The following is a 20,106-nucleotide window of genomic DNA, read 5'->3' on the forward strand; positions in this document are numbered from 1 at the left end:
CAGGTACATGTGTGAATCACGTTCAGCGATGCACCGCACAAGCACGCTGCGGCGCGTTGGCAGCAGCCTAGTCCGGTGAAGCTGTCATGGACCTGTCGTTTGGGGCGGGGATTGGGGAGTCGGGATTGGGGATTGGCAAGAGTCAAAGAAGCTTTTGTTTGCGTGGCCTGTTACCTTCCGGCCGCGGCCAACCGCCTTTGCGAATTCCCAATCCCGACTCCCCAATCCCCGCCCATGCGCCTGCTGCTAGTCGAAGACAACGCCGATCTCGCCGATGCCATCGTGCGGCGCATGCGCCGTAGCGGGCATGCGGTGGATTGGCAGTCCGATGGCCTGGCGGCGGCGAGTGTGCTGCGCTATCAGAGCTTCGATCTGGTGGTGCTGGATATCGGCCTGCCCAAGCTGGATGGACTGCGCGTGCTGGCCGGGATGCGCGAGCGTGGCGATACCACGCCGGTGCTGATGCTGACCGCGCGCGATGGCATCGAAGACCGCGTGCAGGCGCTGGATGTCGGGGCCGACGACTACCTGGGCAAGCCGTTCGATTTCCGCGAGTTCGAGGCGCGTTGCCGGGTGCTGCTGCGGCGCAACCGCGGGCAGGCCAGCGAGGTGGTGCAGATCGGCGGGTTCGTGTTCGACAACGCCGCGCACACGCTGATGCTGGACGGGGTGCCGATCGAGTTGCCCAATCGCGAATACCGCCTGTTCGAGATCCTGATCGGGCGCCTGGGCCATGTGGTTGGCAAGGACGAGATCGGCAACGGCTTGTTCGGTTTCGACGACGATGCCGGGCCGAATGCGATCGAGCTGTATGTCGGCCGCCTGCGTCGCAAGCTGGCGGGCGCGCCGTTGCGCATCGTCACCGTGCGCGGCGCCGGCTACAAGCTCGAAGAAGCCGATCCGCATGCGCCGGTGGAGCCGGGCGTCGATGGCTGAGCCGCGCATGGTGGCACCGTCGATCCGGCGCACCTTGCTGCTGTATCTGGGCAGCCTGTCGGTGCTGGGCGCGGTGGTGCTGTTCTTTGCTGCACGCGACTACGGCGAGCGGGCCGCCAACCGCTCCTACGACCACCTGCTGGTGTCCTCGGCCCTGTCCATCGTCGACAGCGTGGCGCTGGTCGGCGGCGACTGGCAGGTGGACCTGCCGTATGCCTCGCTGGACCTGCTCGGCATGGCACCGGAAGACCGCGTGTTCTACCGCGTGTTCGATGCGCAAGGCCGCACCATCACCGGTGAAGAGACGCTGCCGTTGCCGGCGCGCGCGCCCGGCGACGAGCGCCCGGTGCTGTTCGATGCCGTCTACAGCGGCGAGCCGGTGCGCTTTGCGGTGGTGATGCATCGGGTGGCATCGGCCTCCGGGCAGGGCGAGGTGCGCGTGCAGGTCGGTCAGACCCGGCGCGCCCGCGATGCGGTGGCACGCGATGTGGTGCTCAACGCGCTGGTGGCGATCGGCGTGCTGTCGCTGCTCGCCCTGGGCCTGGTGTGGCTGGGCGTGTATCGTGCCCTGCGCCCGTTGCAGCGTATCGAGCGCGACCTGTCGCGGCTGTCGTCCAGCAACGAAACCCTGCGCGCCTTCATGGCCGAAGCCGCGCACCAGATGCGCACGCCGCTGGCCGCATTGCGCGCGCAGGCGCAGCTGGCGATGGACGACGACGACCCGCGCGAGATGCAACGCAGCCTGGTGGCGATCGAGCGCAATGCCAGCCATATGAGCCGGCTGCTCAATCAATTGCTCAGCGATGCCAGCGTGATCCACCGCGCCAACCTGCAGCGCTTTGCCACCGTGGACCTGGCCGAAGTGCTGCACCAGGCCTTGCACGAGGCCTTGCCGCGCAGCGACGGCGCACCGCGCGTGCACCTGGCGATCGACCCGCAACCGGCGCTATTGCGCGGCGATGCACTGCTGCTGCGCGAGGCGCTGAAGAACCTGATCGACAACGCCTGCAAATACGGTGCCGGGGCGCCATTGCAGGTCGCGCTCACCAGCGACGGCAGCCATCACGTGCTGACCATCGCCGATCACGGCCCCGGCATTCCCGCTGCCGAAGCCGAGCGCGTGTTCGAGCGTTTCGTCCGCGGGCCGGATGCGCCGGCCGGTGGCGCGGGGCTGGGGCTGGCCATCGTCAAGCGCGTGGTCGAAGCGCACGGCGGGCGCATCGATCTGAGCAACCGCGTCGGCGGCGGGCTGATCGCCTCGTTGCATTTTCCTGGAGGGACGCGGTGATGCGCGTGCTGTTGCTGATGGTGGTCTTGCTGGCGCCGGTTGTTGCGCGTGCCGCGCCCGGCGATGTGCGGGTGTTTCCCGCGCACGGCCCGAAGCAGGCGCAATTACGCGTGCAAGGCTCCACCGATCTGGAAGTGTTCGGCGCGGTCATCCAGGACTACCAGCGCCTGCATCCGGGCACCGAGGTGATCTACGAGGACGTGATTGCCTGGGACATCTACGAGCGCTATCTGCATCCGGGCAAGGCCACGCCTGCCGCCGACATGCTGATCAGCGCCAGCATGGACCTGCAGACCAAGCTGGTGAACGACGGCCACGCGCTCGCGCATCGCTCCGCGCAGACCGAAGCGCTGCCGGCGTGGGCGCAGTGGCGGCACGAAGTGTTCGGCATCAGCTACGAGCCGGTGGCGATCGTCTACAACACGCGCAAGCTGGCGGCCGCGCGGGTGCCGCGCACGCGCCGGCAACTGCTGGCCTTGCTGCGCGCGCCCGACGCGCCGCTACGCGGCCGGGTTGGCACTTACGATGTCGAGCGCAGCGGCGTGGGCTATCTGTTCGCCACCCAGGACGGGCAGGTCGGCAGCATCGCCGGTGCGTTGCTGGCCGCGTTGGGGGCCAACCAGGTCAGGCTGGAAGAACGCACCGGCACCTTGCTCGACCGCGTCAGCCGTGGCGAGCTGCTGCTGGCCTACAACGTGCTCGGCTCCTACGCGCAGACGCGCATCGACGCAGGCGCGCCGCTGGGCATCGTGCAGCCGCAGGACTACACGCTGGTGGCGCTACGCACTGCGGTGATCCCCAGGACTGCACCGCACGCGCCGGAGGCGCGCAGATTCCTGGATTACCTGCTCTCGCCACGCGGCCAGCAGGTGCTCTCGCGCGAGGCGCGGCTGATGCCGATCCTGCCGGCCGCCGGCGGCCGTGGCGGCCCGGCGCAGCCGCCGTTCCGGCCGATCCCGCTCGGCCCCGGCCTGCTGGTGTATCTGGACAAGCTCAAACGCCGGCAGTTCCTGGATGCCTGGCGGGCCAGCACGCAGCCGCCGCGCTAGGCAAGCGCCGACGAGCTGCGCGAACGGCCGCATGCCGGTGCGATGTGCGCTGCCGGCCTTGGCGTGCAGGGCATGGAGGCGGCGATTTCCACGCCCATGCTGGCTGCCCGGCAGGCCGGATGCCCGCGTAGCGAGGCGGGGATGGATGCCCGGACGCGGGAAACCGACACAGCCATGTGCCAGACTTGGCGCATGGCCGATCTCACCATCCTCGTCGCCGACGACCACCCGTTGTTCCGTGCCGCCGTGATCCATGTGCTGCAGCAGACCCTGCCGCAAGCCGACGTGGTGGAGGCCTCCAGCGCCGCCACGCTGAGCGCGATGCTGCGCTCGCACCCCCAGGCCGAGCTGGTGCTGCTGGACCTGGCGATGCCGGGCGCCCGCGGCTTCTCGGCACTGTTGCACGTGCGTGGCGAGCATCCGGACATCCCGGTGGTGGTGATCTCTTCCAACGATCACCCACGCGTGATCCGGCGCGCGCAGCAGTTCGGCGCGGCCGGCTTCATTCCCAAATCCACCCCGGCCGAATCGATCGGCACTGCGGTGGCCAGCGTGCTGGAGGGCGGCACCTGGTTCCCGCCGATGACTGCCGAGCGCTCGGAGGCCGACGCGCAACTGGCCTCCAAGCTCGCCCAGCTCACCCCGCAACAGTTCCGCGTGCTGCTGAGCCTGGCCGATGGCCTGCTCAACAAGCAGATCGCACACGAACTCGGGCTGGCCGAGAACACCGTCAAGGTGCACGTCACCGCCATCCTGAAGAAACTGGACTGCTACAGCCGCACGCAGGCGGCAGTGCTGGTCAAGGCGCTGGAGCCGGAAGGCGAGGGCTGATCGCTCCTGGTGATTGTGTACTGCATCGTGTTTTGCGATGACGATGACGTGCTGAGACGCAGCGCCGTGCAGAACGGCATGCAAACGCGCGATGACGCGACGGATTGATCGGTCGTGCCGTTGTCGGTAAAAGACCATTGCACGTGAGGCAGTGCATCGCTGCCGACGGATCGTCCGTCGGCGATGCATCCATCAACTGCGTAACTGCACCTTGTAGGTGCCGTAGATGAGTTGCTGCGCCATCGGCCGGCCGATAAAGCGTTCCGGGAAGATCGGCGCCAGCGCGCTGATCCGATCCAGCCGAGCCAGGTGTTCATCGCTCAAGACGATTTCCAGCGCACCGAAGTTGTCCTCGGCCTGCTGCAGCGTGCGCGCGCCCATCACCGGCGAGACCACGGCCGGATTGCGCAAGGTCCAGGCCAGCGCCACCTGCGAGCGCGAGGCGCCCAGTTCCTCGGCGACCGCACCGACCGCATCGGCGATCTCCAGCGAGCGTGCGTTGAGATGTCCGGTCGAGGCGATCACGCCCTTGCGGCTGGTCGAAACCTCGGCTGCGTTGTCGTCGGAGAGATCGGCGCGGCTGTACTTGCCGGTCAGGATGCCACCGCCCAGCGGCGACCATGGCAACACGCCCAGGCCCAGCTCGCGTGCCATCGGCAGCAACTCGTGTTCGACGCTGCGCTCGACCAGGCTGTATTCGATCTGCAGCGCCACCAGCGGCGACCAGCCACGCAAGTCGGCCAGTGTCTGCAATTGCGCCACCCGCCAGGCCGGGGTGTTGCAGATGCCGAGGTAGAGCACCTTGCCCGATTGCACCAGATGCTCCAGCCCGCGCATCACTTCCTCCGGCGAGGTGGTGAAATCCCAGGCATGCAGGTACAGCAGGTCGATGCGGTCGGTGTCGAGCTGGCGCAGGCTGGTCTCCACCGAGCGGATCAGGTTGAGGCGATGATTGCCGCCGGCGTTGATGTTGTCCGGATCGCGCGCCATGGTGAACTTGGTGGCCAGCACGAAGCGCTCGCGGCGGTGCTTGAGCAGCGCGCCGAGGATGCGCTCGGAGCCGCCGTTGGTGTAGTTGACCGCGGTGTCGATGAAATTGCCGCCGCGGTCGGCATACGCATCGAAGATGCGCCTGGCTTCGTCCGCGTCCGCGCCCCAGCCCCAGTCTTCGCCGAAGGTCATGGTGCCCAGCGACAGCGGCGAGACGCGCAGGCCGGAGCGGCCAAGCAGGCGATAGTGGTCCAGCGACAGTGTATGACTCATGCGGTGTGTCTCCCGGTAGTGGCGTTATGCGTGTTGCGATGCACTGTGCCGCGGGCCGCCGGGTCGGCGTGAGCCTGGTGATCCGGCATCCTTGCCCGATCGTCCGGATCGTCACCTCGGCATCGTCACGCAGGAGTGCGCGCTACTGGGAGGCGATTGAGCGACCAAGACGCTGATGTCTGCAACTTCGTTGCAGGGCCCTTGCCCGCCCACCATCGCGGGACACGCCGCAAGTACGTCCCTGTAGGCTCTTAGGCGGCATCCATGCCGCGTAAGGTCCCGCGACGGTGGGCGGGCAAGGACCAGTCGAGTTGATTGGTGCGTATGGCTTTCAATAAAACAGCCAGCAAACTGTCTTGTGCGGTGTCCTTGCCGCTTGCGGGACCGTGTGGCGGCATGGATGCCGCCACCGAGCCTCCACGGACGGATTCACGGCGTGTCCCGCGGGCGGCGAGGGCACCGCGCCCTCGACCGCCCAGGCTGTTGACTGCATCTAAACGACGCAACGAATCGGCATCCATGCGCAGCAGCACGCGTGCGCAGGCGTATCGCGCGCGCTGCTGGCAATCACGCCACGCCATCAGAAATCCAGCGAATAGCCCAGCGTGATGGTGCGGCCGCGTCCTGCGAAGTAGCGCAGCGGTTCGACCAGGGCCGATTGCGAGTAGTAGGTGATGTACTGCTTGTCGAACAGGTTGGACACACCCATGCGCACTGCACCACGCGGCAGCGCGTAGTTGAAGGTCGCATCCACCAGCGTGTAGCCGCTGAAGCGCTTGTCGGCCTCGTCGAAGGATTGGCTGAAGGCATGCTGGGCCTGCACGAACGAGGAGAGCTTCGGCGTCCACTGCGCCGACCACGAGGCGATCACCCGGTTGGGCGCCACGTTGAGCCCATCCAGGCGTGCGTCCAGCTGCCCATCGTTATCGCTGTCGTAGCGGCCACGGGTGTAGGCGTAGGACAGGCGCAGGCGATGTGCCGCATCCAGGCGATAGCCCAGGCTGGCGTCCACGCCCTGCACGCGGGTCTTTTCGCGGCTCATCATGAAGGCGCCGTTGATCGGCACCACGCGTGTGCCCAGGTCCGAGTTGGACTGGAAGTAGCTCAGGTCCGCATCGACGGCGCCGCGTGTGAGGCGGGTGCCGGCTTCCACGCTCTTGGTCAGGATCGGCTCCAGCGTGCTCAGGCTGGCCACGCGCGTGCCCGGCGTGTTGATCGCGCGCAGCACGCGGCCCACGTCCGGCATGCCGAAGCCTTCGGAATAGCTGGTGAAAAAGCTCACACCCTCGAGCGGCGTGTAGACCAGGCCGGTGTTGTAGAGGGTCTGGTTGAAGTCGAGCGTGCCGCCTTCGACAGCGACCCGGTTGTAGCGCCACAGTGTCTGGTAGCTGTCGATCTGCAACTCGGCTTCTTCGCGGCGCACGCCGGCGTGCAGGGTCAGCGTGGGCAGCAGCTTGTATTCGCCCTGCACGAACAGCGATAGATTGCGGTAGTCCGACTCGGGCACATAGGTCCGCCCGGTGCCGTACAGATCCTGCTTGCCGGTGTCGGCCAGCAGGTCGACGCCGCCGGTGAGCTTGAGCCGGCTGTCGAGCAGGTCGTCCCTGGTCAGGCTGATCTTGCTGCCCCACTTGGAGGCGACCGAACGCGATTGGTCGTACAAGGTGCCGACCGGGGCGATGCGCGGGTCCTGAAACGTGGATGAGTTGTCGGCACCGAACAGCCCTTCGAATTCCTGGTTGAACACCATCGCGCTCAGCTGCATACCGGCCAGATCGTCATGGGTGTACGACAGGCTGGAGGTCAGCACATCGTTCCAGGGCGCGGTGCCCTGCGGGGTGCCGCGCACCGAGCTGGTGGGCAGGCCTTGCGCGCGGTTGCCGGCGACGCCGATGTAGTCGTTGTCGTTCTTGATGCGGTAGCGGTTGACGCTGACGCTCAGGCGCTGGGTGTCGGTGAGCGCGTAGCCGAGCTTGGCCAGCACGTCGTAGCTCTTGGACGTCATCAGGTCGCCCTGAGTGTTGTCGGCGCCAATCGGCCGGCTTTGTCCATCCACATACAGGCCCTGGTCGCTGTAGCTGGCCGAGAACAGGTAATCGAGCCTGTCCGAGCGGCCGTCCACGCGGTAGCGGGTCTCGACGCTGGCGGTTTCCGCACGCGTTTCGGAAGTAGGTGCGGTGGCCTGCACGTCGATGTGCTGGTTCAACGAGCCGTCCTGCGGGCGCCGGGTGATGATGTTGATGGTGCCGCCGGTGGCGCCCAGGCCGTTGATGGCATTGGCGCCCTGGATGACTTCGATGCGCTCGACCATCGCATAGTCGATGGTGTGCGCTTCGCGCCCGGTGGGGCGGATCGTATTGGACTGCGGCACGCCGTCGATCAGGATCAGCGGCGTGCGCCCGCGCAGGGTTTCGCCGCTGCCATTCATCTTGCCGCGGCTGGGCGTGTACGAGGGAATCAGGTTGGCGAGCACGTCGGAGGAATTGCTGGAGATCGTCAGCTGCTGCTGGATCTGCGCCTTGTCGATGATCAACACCGTCTGCGGCGATTCGGCCACGGTCATGTTGGAGCGCGAGGCGGCGACCACCACGGTGTCCAGCGTGTCGGTGACGTCCGATTGCGCGGACGCGGTGGCAGAGGCGAGCAGGCAGAGGGTGGCAACGAACGGCATGCCGGCCGATCCGGAGACGGGAGACTTCATGGGGCAAGGAACTCCAAGGCGCGCGGCCGGCACAGGAACAGCACCTGCACGGCAACGCGAAAGGTGAAGATTAAATGGGAATCATTATCGCCATTCTAACAGACGCGAGCGCCGCCACGCTGGGCATGCCGCAGCGTCGTGCGCTGCGAATGCGCGCGTTGGCAGCATCGCGGCGATGCCCGAGCCATGCGCCGCGCGTGCAGGTATCACCTGCGTCGGAAACAGGCGTGTGCATTCCTGCGGCGATGACCGCCTGCACGAATGTTGCAAGCCGCGCGCGCCGCGTCTGCACGCGTCTGCGCACGCAGCGCAGCAGGCAACTGTCTATGCTATGGCGACCGCCATCGAACATCGCAGCCGCGGCATCGTGACCATCAAATTCGACCTCAACGATCTACAGGCATTCCGTGCCGTTGCCGAAAACGGCAGCTTCCGCCGCGCTGCCGAACGCATCCGCATCACCCAGCCGGCGCTCAGCCGCCGGATCGACAAGCTCGAGTCGGCGTTGAACGTCAAACTATTCGAGCGCACCACGCGCAAGGTCGCGCTCACCACGGTCGGGCAGGCGTTCATGCCGCAGGTCGAGCGCATGCTCGACGACCTGGACATGGCGCTGATGAGCATCGGCGACGCCGGATCCAGCCGGATGGGCACGGTGACCGTGGCGTGCGTGCCGTCTGCGGCGTACTACTTCATGCCCCAGGCGATTCACGGGCTGCATCAGCTGTTTCCGAAGATCCGCATCAGGCTGTTCGATGGCAGCGCCAGTCACGTCAGTGCGGCAGTGGCCTCCGGCGAGGCGGATTTCGGCGTCAGCTTCAGCGGCAACCTGGCACCGGAGGTCGAGTTCGAGCCACTGCTGCAGGAGCGCTATGTGATTGCCTGCCGCCGGGACCATCCCCTGTCCGGGCGCGAGCAGGTCAGCTGGCAGGAAGCCTATGGCCATGACTACATCACGCTCGACAAGACCTCGGGCAACCGGCTGGTGCTGGACCGGGCGCTGTCTGCATTTACGCCGGAGCAGCCGAGCATTTGCGAAACACGCCACGTCACCACATTGCTGGGCTTGGTGGAGGCCGGCGTCGGCATTGCCGCCGTTCCTTCGATCGCCATGCCTTCCGGCCCGCATCCGGTGCTGGCGGCGGTGCCGCTGGTCGAACCGGAGGTGTTGCGCAACGTGGGGATCCTCAAACGCCGTGGGCGGACGCTGACGCCGACCGCGCTCGAACTGGCGGAACTGGTGCGACGGATGCCCGCGCGCTCACGGTGAGACCGGATCCAGGCCGGTCGCGCGCGCAACCGCCTGCGCGTCACCCGACTGCAGGTAGGCAAGCAGGCGCCTGGCCGCTGCGGGATGATCCGCGTTGACCGGCACACCCGCCGCATAGCGCGTGATCGACTGCAGCGGTTCGGGGATCTTGCCGACAACATCCACGCCTGCCACCGGGAGCAGTTCGGCCATCTGCTGAAAGCCCAGCTGATAACTGCCGTCGGCCACCACCGAGCCCACCGGGATGCGTTCGATCTTGCGGCTCTTGGCCATCATCGGGCCCTGGATCTGCAGCTGCTTGAACAGCGTGGTCTCGATGTAGACGCCACTGGCGCTGTCGGAATAGGCAACGGAATCGGCCTGCAGCAGCGCGTGTTTGAACTGTTCGACGGTATCGATCTGCGGCTTGGGTGCGCCGCTGCGCACCACCATGCCGATCCGGGAATCGGCCAGCTCCACCCGCGATGCCGGATCCACCAGTCCCGCATCGATCAGTTTCTGCAATGCGCTGCCCACCATGATCACCACATCGGCATGCTCGCCACGCGCAAGTCGGTTGGGAATGGCTTGCGGCGTCTGCCCCATCGAAGGGCCGTGCAGTGTCGCAACCGTCACCCCGGTCTGCCTGCTGTACTGCGGCGCCAGACGTTCGAAGGCGGCGGTGAAACCGCCGGAGGTCATCACGGTCAGATCCTGCGCGGCTGCGGCCGGCGACAGCAGGGCCGTGGTGACAACCGCAGCGAGCAATTTTTTCCAGAGAGCCCGCATCATTTCGCCGCTCCCGCAGCCGTATCGAGGCCGGTCGCTGCCGCTGCGTTGCCATGCCGGCGATACAGGAACAGCGTCGCCAACAGTGCGCACACCGACGCGAACACCAACCAGTACCCAGGGGCCGCCTTGTCGCCGCTGACATGGATCAGCCAGGTCGACATCACCGGCGTAAACCCGCCAAAGACTGCCGTGGCCAGACTGTAGGCGAGCGAGAAGCCCGCCACCCGCACATGCGCCGGCATCAGTTCGGTAAGCGCGGGAATCATGGCACCGTTGTAGATGCCGTAGAGGAAGGACAGCCACAGCAGCGCCTGCAACATATGCGCAAAGCTCGGTGCGGATGCAAGGAACGCGAGCACCGGATAGGCGCTCAGTGCGCACACCACCGCCATGGTCACCAGCAGCGGCTTGCGGCCGAAGCGGTCGCTGAGCGCGCCGCCGATCGGCAGCCACAGGAAGTTGGAGATGCCCACCAGCAGCGTCACGATCAAGGCGTCGCCGGTGCTGAGCTTGAGCACGCTCTTGCCGAAGGTCGGTGCGTACACGGTGATCAGATAGAACGCGGTCGTCGTCAGCGCCACCATCAAGCCGCCGGCAATCACGGTGCCGGCATTGTTCGCCAGCCCGCGCATCACCTGCTTCATCGTCACCCGCTGGGTGCGCTGTGCGAACTCCGCAGTCTCTTCCAGGCGCCGCCGCAGCAAAAAGATGAAGGGGATGATGACGCAACCGATGGCGAAGGGAATCCGCCAGCCCCACTGCGCCAGATCCTGCGGCGGCATCAGCTGGTTGAGCGCATAGCCGATGGCGGCCGCAGCGACGATGGCCACCTGCTGGCTGGCCGATTGCCAACTGGCATAGAAGCCGCGCCGCCCCGGCGTGGCCATCTCGGCCAGATACACCGACACACCGCCCATTTCGGCACCCGCCGAGAAGCCCTGTAGCAGCCGTCCGAGCAGCACCAGTGCCGGTGCCCACAAACCGATGCTGGCATAGCCCGGCACCAGCACGATCAGCACCGTGCCGCTGGCCATGATCGCCAGGGTGACGATCAAGCCCTTGCGGCGGCCGACATCGTCGATGTAGGCGCCCAGGATCACCGCGCCCAGCGGGCGCATCAGAAAGCCTGCGCCAAACACTGCGAAGGTCATCATCAGCGAGGCGAATTCGTTGCTCGCCGGGAAGAACACCGCGGCGATCTGGGTTGCGTAGAAACCAAACAGGAAGAAGTCGAACTGCTCGAGGAAGTTGCCCGAGGTCACCCTCAGCACCATCCCCAGTTTCGACTGCCGCGTTGCCTCAAGGTTCGAAGTCTGCATAGATCGCCCTCCACGATAGGTATGCACGTGCGTCTGATAGGTGAGGCGATCGATTCTGGTGGAGCGGGCCGGCATTGATAATTGCTGCTTTCTCATCGACTGATGCGCGTTGAACATCAACCACGCCGGAGCAATGCTCGACTCGACCTGGCGGCGATGCGACAAACGTGGCACGCAGCAGGTGCATGCAGGGCGTCCGCGAGGCGTGGGCGTTTATCGATCCAGGGCGTAGAAACGAACGCTGTCTCGAGCTGCCGATGCGCAGATCGGTCCTGAGTAGTGCGCGTACTACCGCTCTGCATCAACTGCTAGGCCGCATGCCGTGCCGGCAGCCGGGCAACCTATCCGCGCCGCAACAACATCTGGGTGACCAGTGCGCGCAGCGCGGGCGGGCGCACCGGCTTGGTCAGGAATCCCCAGCCCAGGTCGAGCGCGTGTTCGCGCAGCGCCGGGTCGGGTTCGGCGGTGACCAGGATCACGCGCGGTTCGCGTTGCCAGCGTTGCACCAACTGCGGCAGCAGCATGGGGCCGTAGTGCTCGCCCATGCGCACATCCAGTAATAGCAGCTCCGGCACCTCGTCGGGGCTGGCGGCGGCCAATGCCTCGTTGGGTCCGCCGGCAAAGTCCACGCGGCATTCCCAGCGTTCCAGCAGGGCACGGCTGGCCTCGCACACGCGCGGGTCGTCGTCCACGCACCAAACGCGGCAGCCGTGCAGGATCGGGTCGTTGGCGTTTTCTGCGGTGGTGGTGGTTGGCGGCGGCAATTGCCTGACGATGGCAGCGCGTTCGCCCAGCGGCACGGTCACCGAAAACACGCTGCCGCTGCCCAGCGTGGAGCGCAGGCCGATGCGGTGGCCGAGCAGCCGGCCGATGCGCTCGACGATGGCCAAGCCCAGGCCGGCGCCACGATCGTTGGCCACGCCGTCGTCCAGGCGCCGGAATTCTTCGAAGATCTCTTCCTGCAAGGCCTCGGGAATGCCGGGCCCCTGGTCGTGCACCTCGATGCGCAGCCAGCCGCCGCGACGACGGCAACCGATCAGCACCCGCCCGCGCGGGGTGTAACGGATGGCGTTGGACAGGAAGTTCTGCAGGATGCGCCGCAGCAGGTTTTCATCGCTCAACACCACCGCGGACGTGGGCACCCAGTCCAGCACCAAGCCGCGGTCTTCGGCCAGGATGCCGAACTCGCGGGCCAGCGTTTCCAGCAGCGGGGCGATGGCGAAATCGCGCACCTGGGTCTTCAGGCTGCCGGCCTCCAGCCGCGAGATGTCCAGCAGGCTGTTGAGGATGGCGTCCTGCGCGGCGAGCGCGCCTTCGATGTTGTCGACCACGCGCGCGCTGCCGGGCTCGCCCACCTGTCCGCGCAGGACCGAGACGAACATACGCGCGGCGTTGAGCGGTTGCAGCAGGTCGTGCACGGCCGAGGCGACAAAGCGGGTCTTGTAGCGATTGGCGCTTTCGGCCTCGCGCTTGGCCGCGGCCAGGTCGCGGGTCCGTTCGGCCACGCGGTGTTCCAGTGCATCGGCCAGCGAGCGCAGCTCGCGCGCGGCGTTCTTGTAACTGGTGATGTCGGCATAGCTGGTGACGAATCCGCCATCGGGCAGCGGATTGCCGCGGATTTCCAGCACGGTGCCGTCTTCCTTTTCGCTCTCGCGCATATGCGGTTTGCCGCTGCGCAGATGATTGAGGCGGCGTTCGATCGCCGCTTCGATCGGCCCCGGTCCGAGCAGGCCGCGGCGTGCGTTGAAGCGGAACAGGTCTTCGATCGGCCGGCCGATCTTCAGCAGTTCGGGCGGGAAGCGGAACAGCTCCACATAGCGCGAATTCCACGCCACCAGATTGAGCGCCTCGTCGATCACCACCACGCCCTGCGGCAGGTGTTCCAGACTGCGGCTCAGACCGGCGTTGGCCTGTTGCGCGGCGGTGACCACGCCATCCTGCGCGGTACGCAGTTCTTCGGCGTGTTGTTGCAGCAGCGTTTCCAGCTCGTGCCGGCTGCGCTGGCGCAATGCGGACAGGCGCCGCCGCTGCTGCACGAACAACCACAGCAAGGCCAGTGCCAACCACGCACCGGCCGCGGCAATCGCCGCGGCGCGGCCGGCCGCTGCGCTGGCGCGGGTGTCGTGCAGCAGATGCAGGCGCCAGCCGCTTTCGGGCACCTCCAGGGTCTGCCACAGCACCGGGCCGGCGAGCGGTGGGTCGCTGACCTCGGCCAGCACGCCACCGTTGCCGGTCTGCTCGATCAGCCGGCGCCGCAGCGGCAGCAGGCCCTGGTCGGCGTACTGGCGGGTGCTGCGCAATTCGCTGCGGTCGCGCAGGCTCAGCGGGGCCAGCATGCGGTAGCGCCACTGCGGGCGGCTGGCCAGGAACACCACCGCATGCGCGTCGGAGGCCAGCACGATGTCCGGGGTCTGCAACCACTCGCGTTCCAGCGCGGCCAGCGCGATCTTGATCACCACCACGCCCTGTACCTGGCCGCCGGCATCGACGATGGCCTGCGACAGGAAGTAGCCCGGTTCGCTGGTGGTCATGCCGATGCCGTAGAAACTGCCGCTGCCATTGGCCAATGCCTGCTGGTAATACGGGCGAAAGGCGTAGTCCACGCCCACGTTGCTGCGCGCCGCGCGCCAGTTGCTGGCAGCCAGCGCAATGCCGTCGCGGTTGATGAGCGTCAGCGTGGAGGATTGGGTGACATTGTTGGCGCGCTCGAGTTTGCGATTGAGCCGCTCCACCTGCGCGGGCGACAGCGGGCCGGAAACGGCCGCGCGCAGTTCCGGGTCCAGCGCCAGGATCTGCGGCAGCGTGCGATAGCGATCGATGCGTTGCTGCAGGGCCTGCGCGTACAGGCGCAGCTGGCGCCGCACGGTGGCACTTTCCTCGTGCAGGGCGTTCTGTTCGACAAAATGCCCGGCCGCCAGCATGGCCACCAGCATGCCGCCCAACACGATGGTCAGGGTGAGCAGCAGACGGCGGCGTTGCGAGGCGTACATGCCGACAAGTATGGCGGTGCGCCGATGCATCGTGCAGCCATCGCGGCCACGGCGCCCCCAAAAACGACTGCGGCCGCATCCCCGGAAGGAAGCGGCCGCAGGGGCCTGCATGCTGGCTTGAATAGCCAGGTTACCGCGTTGAAGCGGTCAACCGAAGCCAACCCGCGGCCGGCAAGGGCCGAGTCAGCTTTGCGCGATAGGGCTTAGAACTGCACCTGCGCGCGCAGCTCCATCACATGCGGGGTCTCATGCACGCCGTTGCGCGTGGCATCCACCCAGCTGTAGTTGGCCTGCATCTTGAAGTGGCTGGTGAGGTACCAGTTGGCGCCGATGGTGGTGTCGTGCTGGCGGCCGCCGCTGACGCGGTTGTCTTCCAGATCCAGGCGGCTGTAGCGGGCGGTCAGCTCGACCGCGCCGTAATCGTGCGCCGGCTTGATGTTGCCCGGTACGCCGCCGGCATAGCTGCGCGACTCGCCGGTCAGCGTCCAGGTGCCATAGAGGTATTGGCCCTGCGCGATGTAATGCGGCAGGTTGTCGTTACGCGCCACCTCGGCGCGCAGCGCTTCGCTCTGCAGCGAGAACGGGCCGTGGATCCACACCGCTTCCACGCCGGCGCGGATCACGTGGTCCACATCGAGAATGGTGCCGGTGTCGATCAGACGCACGTCGGTCAAGCCGGCTTCCGGGCGGGCACGCAGGCGCACGCGCGGGCTGAACGACACGCCGCGGCCGTCGCTGAAGCCGCGCGGGTTTTCCACCGAACCGGCCAGGCCCAGGTGCAGCACGTTGCCTTCGGCCTTGAACGGGGTCCAGGCGGCATGCACGGCCTGGGTGGTGCCCGGGTTGTCGCCCTGCAGGTCCTTGCCGCCGTAGGCGCCGGCCTGCAGCAGGTACTGCTGGCGCTCCAGCGTCCATTCCACGCCGGTACGACGGCCCTGGAACACCGCCTGGATCGGCAGGCCCAGTTCCATGAAGCTGCCAGCACGCGAGCTCTGCACCGCTTCCAGGCCCACCGGGACCTTCATGTAGCCCATCCGCACGCGACCGTAGTCCTGACCGAACAGCGCCTTGGTCTCGACGCGGAAGAACACGTCCAGCCACAGCTTGGACTCGAAGTCGAAATACACCATGGCGTCGTAGACGCCCTTCTTCTTGAGGGTGGCGCCGAATTCCTTGCGGCGGAAGTCGGTGCGGTCTTCCAGGCGGTCGTCGCCGGAGAAATTGTTGTCGTCGTAGGCATAGTTGCCGGTCAGGCCGAGCTCGGTGCCATCCCCGAAGGTGTATTTGGTGGGCCAGTTTTCCAGCGAGGTGGCCGCATTGGCGGCAGCGGGCGCGGCGGCGATGGCCAACGCGAGAACGAGCGGATTGAGGCGCATAGGTGTGGTCTTCGGCAAGGAGAAGGGGCCGGGCGTCCTGCCATGGCGGTCGCACTGAACAGCTTCAGCAAGCGCGCAGGTTCCGGACGGCCAACAACACAGGAATCGGTGTCTGCGTTAAACGGAATTAACGGCCGGTGGTGGCGCGGCTGAAGTGTAAGGCGACGTTCAGCCCGGGGACAGTGCGTAGTACCAATGGGCTATCGGCTCGGGCTGTGACGTACGGCCAGAATGCCCGCACCGGGTACCTGCTCAGGCACCCTCTATGTTCCCTCGGAGTGGCGTCATGCACATCAGCAAGCCTGCCGGCCCCTTGCCGGCGCCCGTCCCGTTTTACCGTCAGCTGTATTTCCAGGTGGTGGTGGCGATCGTCCTGGGTGCCCTGCTGGGCCACTTCGAGCCGGCCTTCGCCGAAAGCCTGAAGCCGCTGGGCGATGCCTTCATCAAGCTGGTGAAGATGATCATCGCCCCGGTGATCTTCCTGACCATCGTCACCGGCATCGCCGGCATGACCCACCTCAAGACGGTGGGCCGGGTCTTCGCCAAGTCGATGACCTACTTCCTGTTCTTCTCCACGCTGGCGTTGATCGTGGGCATGATCGTGGCGCACGTGGTGCAGCCCGGCGCCGGCATGAACATCAACCCGGCCGAGCTGGATCAGAGCGCGGTCAACACCTACGTGCAGAAGTCGCACGAGCTGAGCCTGGTCGGCTTCCTGATGGACATCATCCCGGCCACGCTGGTCAGCGCGTTCGTCGATGGCAACATCCTGCAGGTGCTGTTCGTGGCGGTGCTGTTCGGGATCGCGCTGGCCCTGGTCGGCGAGCGTGGCCGCCCGGTGCTGAGCTTCCTGGAAGCGCTGACCGCGCCGGTGTTCCGCCTGGTGCACATGCTGATGAAGGCCGCGCCGATCGGTGCGTTCGGTGCGATCGCCTTCACCATCGGCAAGTACGGGGTGGAATCGCTGGTCAATCTGGCCTGGCTGGTGGGGTCGTTTTACCTGACCTCGCTGTTCTTCGTGCTGGTGATCCTGGGCATCGTGTGCCGGTTGTGCGGCTTTTCGGTGCTCAAGCTGATCCGCTACCTCAAGGCCGAACTGCTGCTGGTGCTGGGGACCTCCTCGTCGGAGTCGGCACTGCCGTCGCTGATGGAGAAGATGGAAAAGGCCGGCTGCGAGAAGTCGGTGGTGGGCCTGGTGGTGCCGACCGGCTACTCGTTCAATCTGGACGGCACCAACATCTACATGACCCTGGCCGCGTTGTTCATCGCCCAGGCCACCAATGTGGATCTGAGCCTGGGCCAGCAGATCACCCTGCTGGCGGTGGCGATGCTCAGCTCCAAGGGCGCCGCTGGCGTGACCGGTGCCGGCTTCATCACCCTGGCCGCCACGCTGTCGGTGGTGCCGGACGTGCCGGTGGCCGGCATGGCGCTGATCCTGGGCGTGGACCGCTTCATGAGCGAGTGCCGCTCGCTGACCAACTTCATCGGCAACGCGGTCGCCACCGTGGTGGTGTCGCGCTGGGAAAATGCGCTGGACCGCGACCAGCTCAAGCTGGTGCTGGATGGCGGCTCGCCGCCGCTGCAGGCACCGGTGGCCTCGACCGACGTCGTCGCCCCGATCAGCGCACGCTGATGCTTCCTACGGCCCTGTATTCCGTCGGCGCTGCCGGCGGGGTGCAGGGCCGTTTCCGCTTCCAGCCCACACTGGCCGCCGCGCACGACGCGCTGCAGCCTGCGATCTTCCTGCCACGCCGACAGCTGCGCGACAGGCCCTTGTTCAGGCAGGAGGGTAGAATTCAGCCCTCCTGCGCCTTCGAGACCCACACAGCCGATGTCCAACGACGACTTCAAACAGGCCGCCCTCGACTACCACCGCCAGCAGCCGGCCGGCAAGATCAAGGTCACCGCGACCAAGCCGATGCTGACCCAGCGCGATCTGTCGCTGGCGTATTCGCCGGGCGTGGCCTTCGCCTGCGAGGCGATCGTCGAGGAACCCACCCAGGCCAGCGAGCTCACCGCGCGCGGTAATCTGGTGGCGGTGATCACCAACGGCACCGCCGTGCTGGGCCTGGGCAACATCGGTCCGCTGGCCTCCAAGCCGGTGATGGAAGGCAAGGGCGTGCTGTTCCAGAAGTTCGCCGGCATCGACGTGTTCGACATCGAGATCAACGAGAACGACCCGGACAAGCTGGTCGACATCATCGCTAGCCTGGAGCCGACCTTCGGCGGCATCAATCTGGAAGACATCAAGGCGCCGGAGTGCTTCATCGTCGAGCGCAAGCTGCGCGAGCGCATGAACATCCCGGTGTTCCATGACGACCAGCATGGCACCGCGATCATCGTCGGCGCCGCCGTGCTCAACGCGCTGGTGGTCACCGGCAAGAAGATCGAAGAGGTCAAGCTGGCCACCACTGGCATGGGCGCGGCCGGCATCTCGTGCGTCAACATGCTGGTCTCGCTGGGCCTGAAGCCGGAGAACATCCTGGCGCTGGACCGCGACGGCGTGATCCACACCGGCCGTACCGACCTGGACCCGGACAAGCAGCGCTACGCGCGCGATACCGACAAGCGCACCCTGGCCGAGATCGTCGAGGGTGCGGACATCTTCCTGGGCCTGTCGGCGGCCGGCATCCTCAAGCCGGAGATGGTCGCCAGCATGGCGCGCCAGCCGGTGATCTTCGCGCTGGCCAATCCCAACCCGGAAATCACCCCGGAAGCGGCCAAGGCGGTGCGTCCGGACTGCATCATCGGTACGGGGCGTTCGGATTACCCGAACCAGATCAACAACGTGCTGTGCTTCCCGTATCTGTTCCGCGGCGCGCTGGACGTGGGCGCCACCGGCATCAACGAGGAAATGAAGATCGCCTGCGTCAAGGCGATTGCGGCGATGGCGCGGCGCGAGGCCTCCGACCTGGGCGCGGCCTACGGCGGCGAGACCCCGAGCTTCGGCCCGGAATACCTGATTCCGCGTCCGCTGGACCCGCGCCTGCTGGTGGAGCTGTCGTCCGCCGTTGCGCAGGCGGCGATGGATTCGGGCGTGGCCACGCGCCCGATCACCGACATGGAGGCCTATCGCGACAAGCTCGGCCAGTTCGTCTATCGCACCAGCCTGATGATGAAGCCGGTCTATGACCGCGCGCGCGCTGACAAGCAGCGCGTGGTGTATGCCGAGGGCGAAGAGGAAGTGGTGCTGCGCGCGGTGCAGAACGTGGTCGACGAAGGCCTGGCGTTCCCGATCCTGATCGGCCGCCCGGACGTCATCGAGGCGCGCATCGAGCGCATGGGCCTGCGCCTGACCGCTGGAGTGGATTTCGAGATCACCAACATCCTCGACGACCCCCGCTTCAACGAATACTGGCAGTACTACCACGCGCTCACCGAGCGTCGCGGCGTGACCGTCACCGCCGCCAAGGAACTGATGCGCTCGCGTCCGACCCTGATCGCGGCGGTGATGGTGGCGCGTGGCGAAGCCGATGCGATGCTGTCGGGCGTGGTCGGCCGCTTCCACAAGAAGCTGGGCTACGCACGCAGCGTGATTCCGCTGGAGCCGCGGGTGAGCTCCACCTCGGCAATGACCGGCGTGATCAACCAGCTGGGCGTGTTCTTCTTCCTGGACACGCATGTGCAGGAAGACCCGACCGTGGAGCAGGTGGTCGAGGCCACGCTGCAGGCCGCGTACCGCCTCAAGCTGTTCGGCATCGAGCCCAATATCGCGCTGCTGTCGCACTCCAACTTCGGCAGCCACGACTCGCGCGATGCGCTGAAGATGCGCCAGGTGCGCGAAGCCCTGCTCAAGCGCAAGCCCGAGCTCAACATCGACGGCGAAATGCAGGGCGACACCGCCTGGGACGAGGCGCTGCGCAAGCAGATCATGCCCAACAGCACGCTCAAGGGCCGGGCCAACCTGTTCGTGCTGCCGAACCTGGAAGCGGCCAACATCGCCTACAACCTGGTACGCGTGTTCACCGACGGCGTGGCGATCGGCCCGATCCTGATGGGCATCTCCAAGCCGGTGCACATCCTCACCACCAGCGCCACCTCGCGCCGGGTGATGAACATGACCGCGATCGCGGCGGTGGATGCGCAGATCCGCCGGCAGCGCGATGCCGAGAAGACCGCCAGCGAAAAAAATAGCGATTGAGATCCCCCCACCGGGAAACATCAAAGACCGATCCGCTAGCGGCACCCCGCGTGCCGCGCCAACGCCCCTCTCTCATCGGGGCGACAAGGCACTGCTTGCGCGCCACTGGCGCGCGTGCCTTGAAGCGCCCGCGCCGCAAGCGCGGGCCGGCGCGCGGAGCGGGGGGGTACG

Annotated in this window: 14 protein-coding genes; 7 read left to right on the forward strand and 7 right to left on the reverse strand. The window is 66.6% G+C overall.

The features are described from left to right. Window positions 1-234 precede the first annotated feature (234 nt). From GGR73_RS08700 to GGR73_RS08715, 4 genes are all read left to right on the forward strand, one after another. Window positions 235-936, forward strand: coding sequence for a response regulator (locus tag GGR73_RS08700; RefSeq protein ID WP_065032382.1), 702 nt, complete (start codon window positions 235-237; stop codon window positions 934-936). After that, window positions 929-2,224: a sensor histidine kinase gene (locus tag GGR73_RS08705; protein ID WP_184456563.1), complete on the forward strand. Its 1,296-nt coding sequence runs from the start codon at window positions 929-931 to the stop codon at window positions 2,222-2,224. The genes GGR73_RS08700 and GGR73_RS08705 overlap by 8 nt, the downstream gene beginning before the upstream one ends. Further along, on the forward strand, window positions 2,224-3,273 hold the full coding sequence (locus GGR73_RS08710; protein WP_024938966.1) for an ABC transporter substrate-binding protein: 1,050 nt from the start codon (window positions 2,224-2,226) through the stop codon (window positions 3,271-3,273). The genes GGR73_RS08705 and GGR73_RS08710 overlap by 1 nt, the downstream gene beginning before the upstream one ends. A gap of 192 nt (window positions 3,274-3,465) precedes the next feature. Beyond that, window positions 3,466-4,104 (forward strand): response regulator, encoded by a 639-nt coding sequence (locus tag GGR73_RS08715; protein WP_024938967.1) that lies wholly within the window; start codon window positions 3,466-3,468, stop codon window positions 4,102-4,104. A 192-nt stretch (window positions 4,105-4,296) separates the two neighbouring features. On the opposite strand, the gene GGR73_RS08720 is transcribed toward GGR73_RS08715, so the two are convergent. The 3 genes from GGR73_RS08720 to GGR73_RS08730 all read right to left on the reverse strand — a co-directional run bounded on the left by GGR73_RS08720 (window position 4,297) and on the right by GGR73_RS08730 (window position 8,068). Continuing rightward, a complete protein-coding gene (locus GGR73_RS08720; RefSeq protein WP_184456565.1) occupies window positions 4,297-5,367 on the reverse strand; it encodes an aldo/keto reductase in 1,071 nt (356 codons plus the stop codon). Window positions 5,368-5,618: 251 nt separating this feature from the next. Further along, a complete protein-coding gene (locus tag GGR73_RS08725; protein WP_184456986.1) occupies window positions 5,619-5,948 on the reverse strand; it encodes a hypothetical protein in 330 nt (109 codons plus the stop codon). Continuing rightward, on the reverse strand, window positions 5,948-8,068 hold the full coding sequence (locus GGR73_RS08730) for a TonB-dependent receptor (protein ID WP_456362940.1): 2,121 nt from the start codon (window positions 8,066-8,068) through the stop codon (window positions 5,948-5,950). The genes GGR73_RS08725 and GGR73_RS08730 overlap by 1 nt, the downstream gene beginning before the upstream one ends. 367 nt (window positions 8,069-8,435) lie before the next feature. Between GGR73_RS08730 and GGR73_RS08735 the strand changes: the two genes are divergently transcribed. Next, the gene (locus tag GGR73_RS08735; protein WP_026064333.1) at window positions 8,436-9,338 is read left to right on the forward strand and encodes a LysR family transcriptional regulator; all 903 of its coding nucleotides are present in this window, start codon (window positions 8,436-8,438) and stop codon (window positions 9,336-9,338) included. Here the strand turns inward: GGR73_RS08735 and GGR73_RS08740 are convergent. The 4 genes from GGR73_RS08740 to GGR73_RS08755 form a co-directional block, all read right to left on the reverse strand. Then, window positions 9,330-10,109 (reverse strand): substrate-binding domain-containing protein, encoded by a 780-nt coding sequence (locus GGR73_RS08740; protein WP_184456567.1) that lies wholly within the window; start codon window positions 10,107-10,109, stop codon window positions 9,330-9,332. The two genes, GGR73_RS08735 and GGR73_RS08740, sit on opposite strands and share 9 nt — an antisense overlap. Continuing rightward, a complete protein-coding gene (gene tcuC, locus GGR73_RS08745; protein ID WP_102255967.1) occupies window positions 10,106-11,455 on the reverse strand; it encodes an MFS transporter in 1,350 nt (449 codons plus the stop codon). Before tcuC ends, GGR73_RS08740 begins: the two co-directional genes overlap by 4 nt. A gap of 314 nt (window positions 11,456-11,769) precedes the next feature. Further along, entirely contained in the window at window positions 11,770-14,418 is a 2,649-nt protein-coding gene (locus GGR73_RS08750; protein ID WP_104609341.1) for a hybrid sensor histidine kinase/response regulator, read from the reverse strand. 203 nt (window positions 14,419-14,621) lie between these two features. Then, entirely contained in the window at window positions 14,622-15,794 is a 1,173-nt protein-coding gene (locus GGR73_RS08755; RefSeq protein WP_016902551.1) for an OprO/OprP family phosphate-selective porin, read from the reverse strand. A gap of 286 nt (window positions 15,795-16,080) precedes the next feature. On the opposite strand from GGR73_RS08755, the gene GGR73_RS08760 reads away from it, so the two are divergent. Both GGR73_RS08760 and GGR73_RS08765 read left to right on the forward strand, forming a co-directional pair. Continuing rightward, on the forward strand, window positions 16,081-17,427 hold the full coding sequence (locus GGR73_RS08760; RefSeq protein WP_016902552.1) for a dicarboxylate/amino acid:cation symporter: 1,347 nt from the start codon (window positions 16,081-16,083) through the stop codon (window positions 17,425-17,427). 198 nt (window positions 17,428-17,625) lie between these two features. Then, on the forward strand, window positions 17,626-19,935 hold the full coding sequence (locus tag GGR73_RS08765) for an NADP-dependent malic enzyme (protein ID WP_024938976.1): 2,310 nt from the start codon (window positions 17,626-17,628) through the stop codon (window positions 19,933-19,935). Window positions 19,936-20,106 lie beyond the last annotated feature (171 nt).

The organism is Xanthomonas sp. F14 (assembly GCF_014199865.1).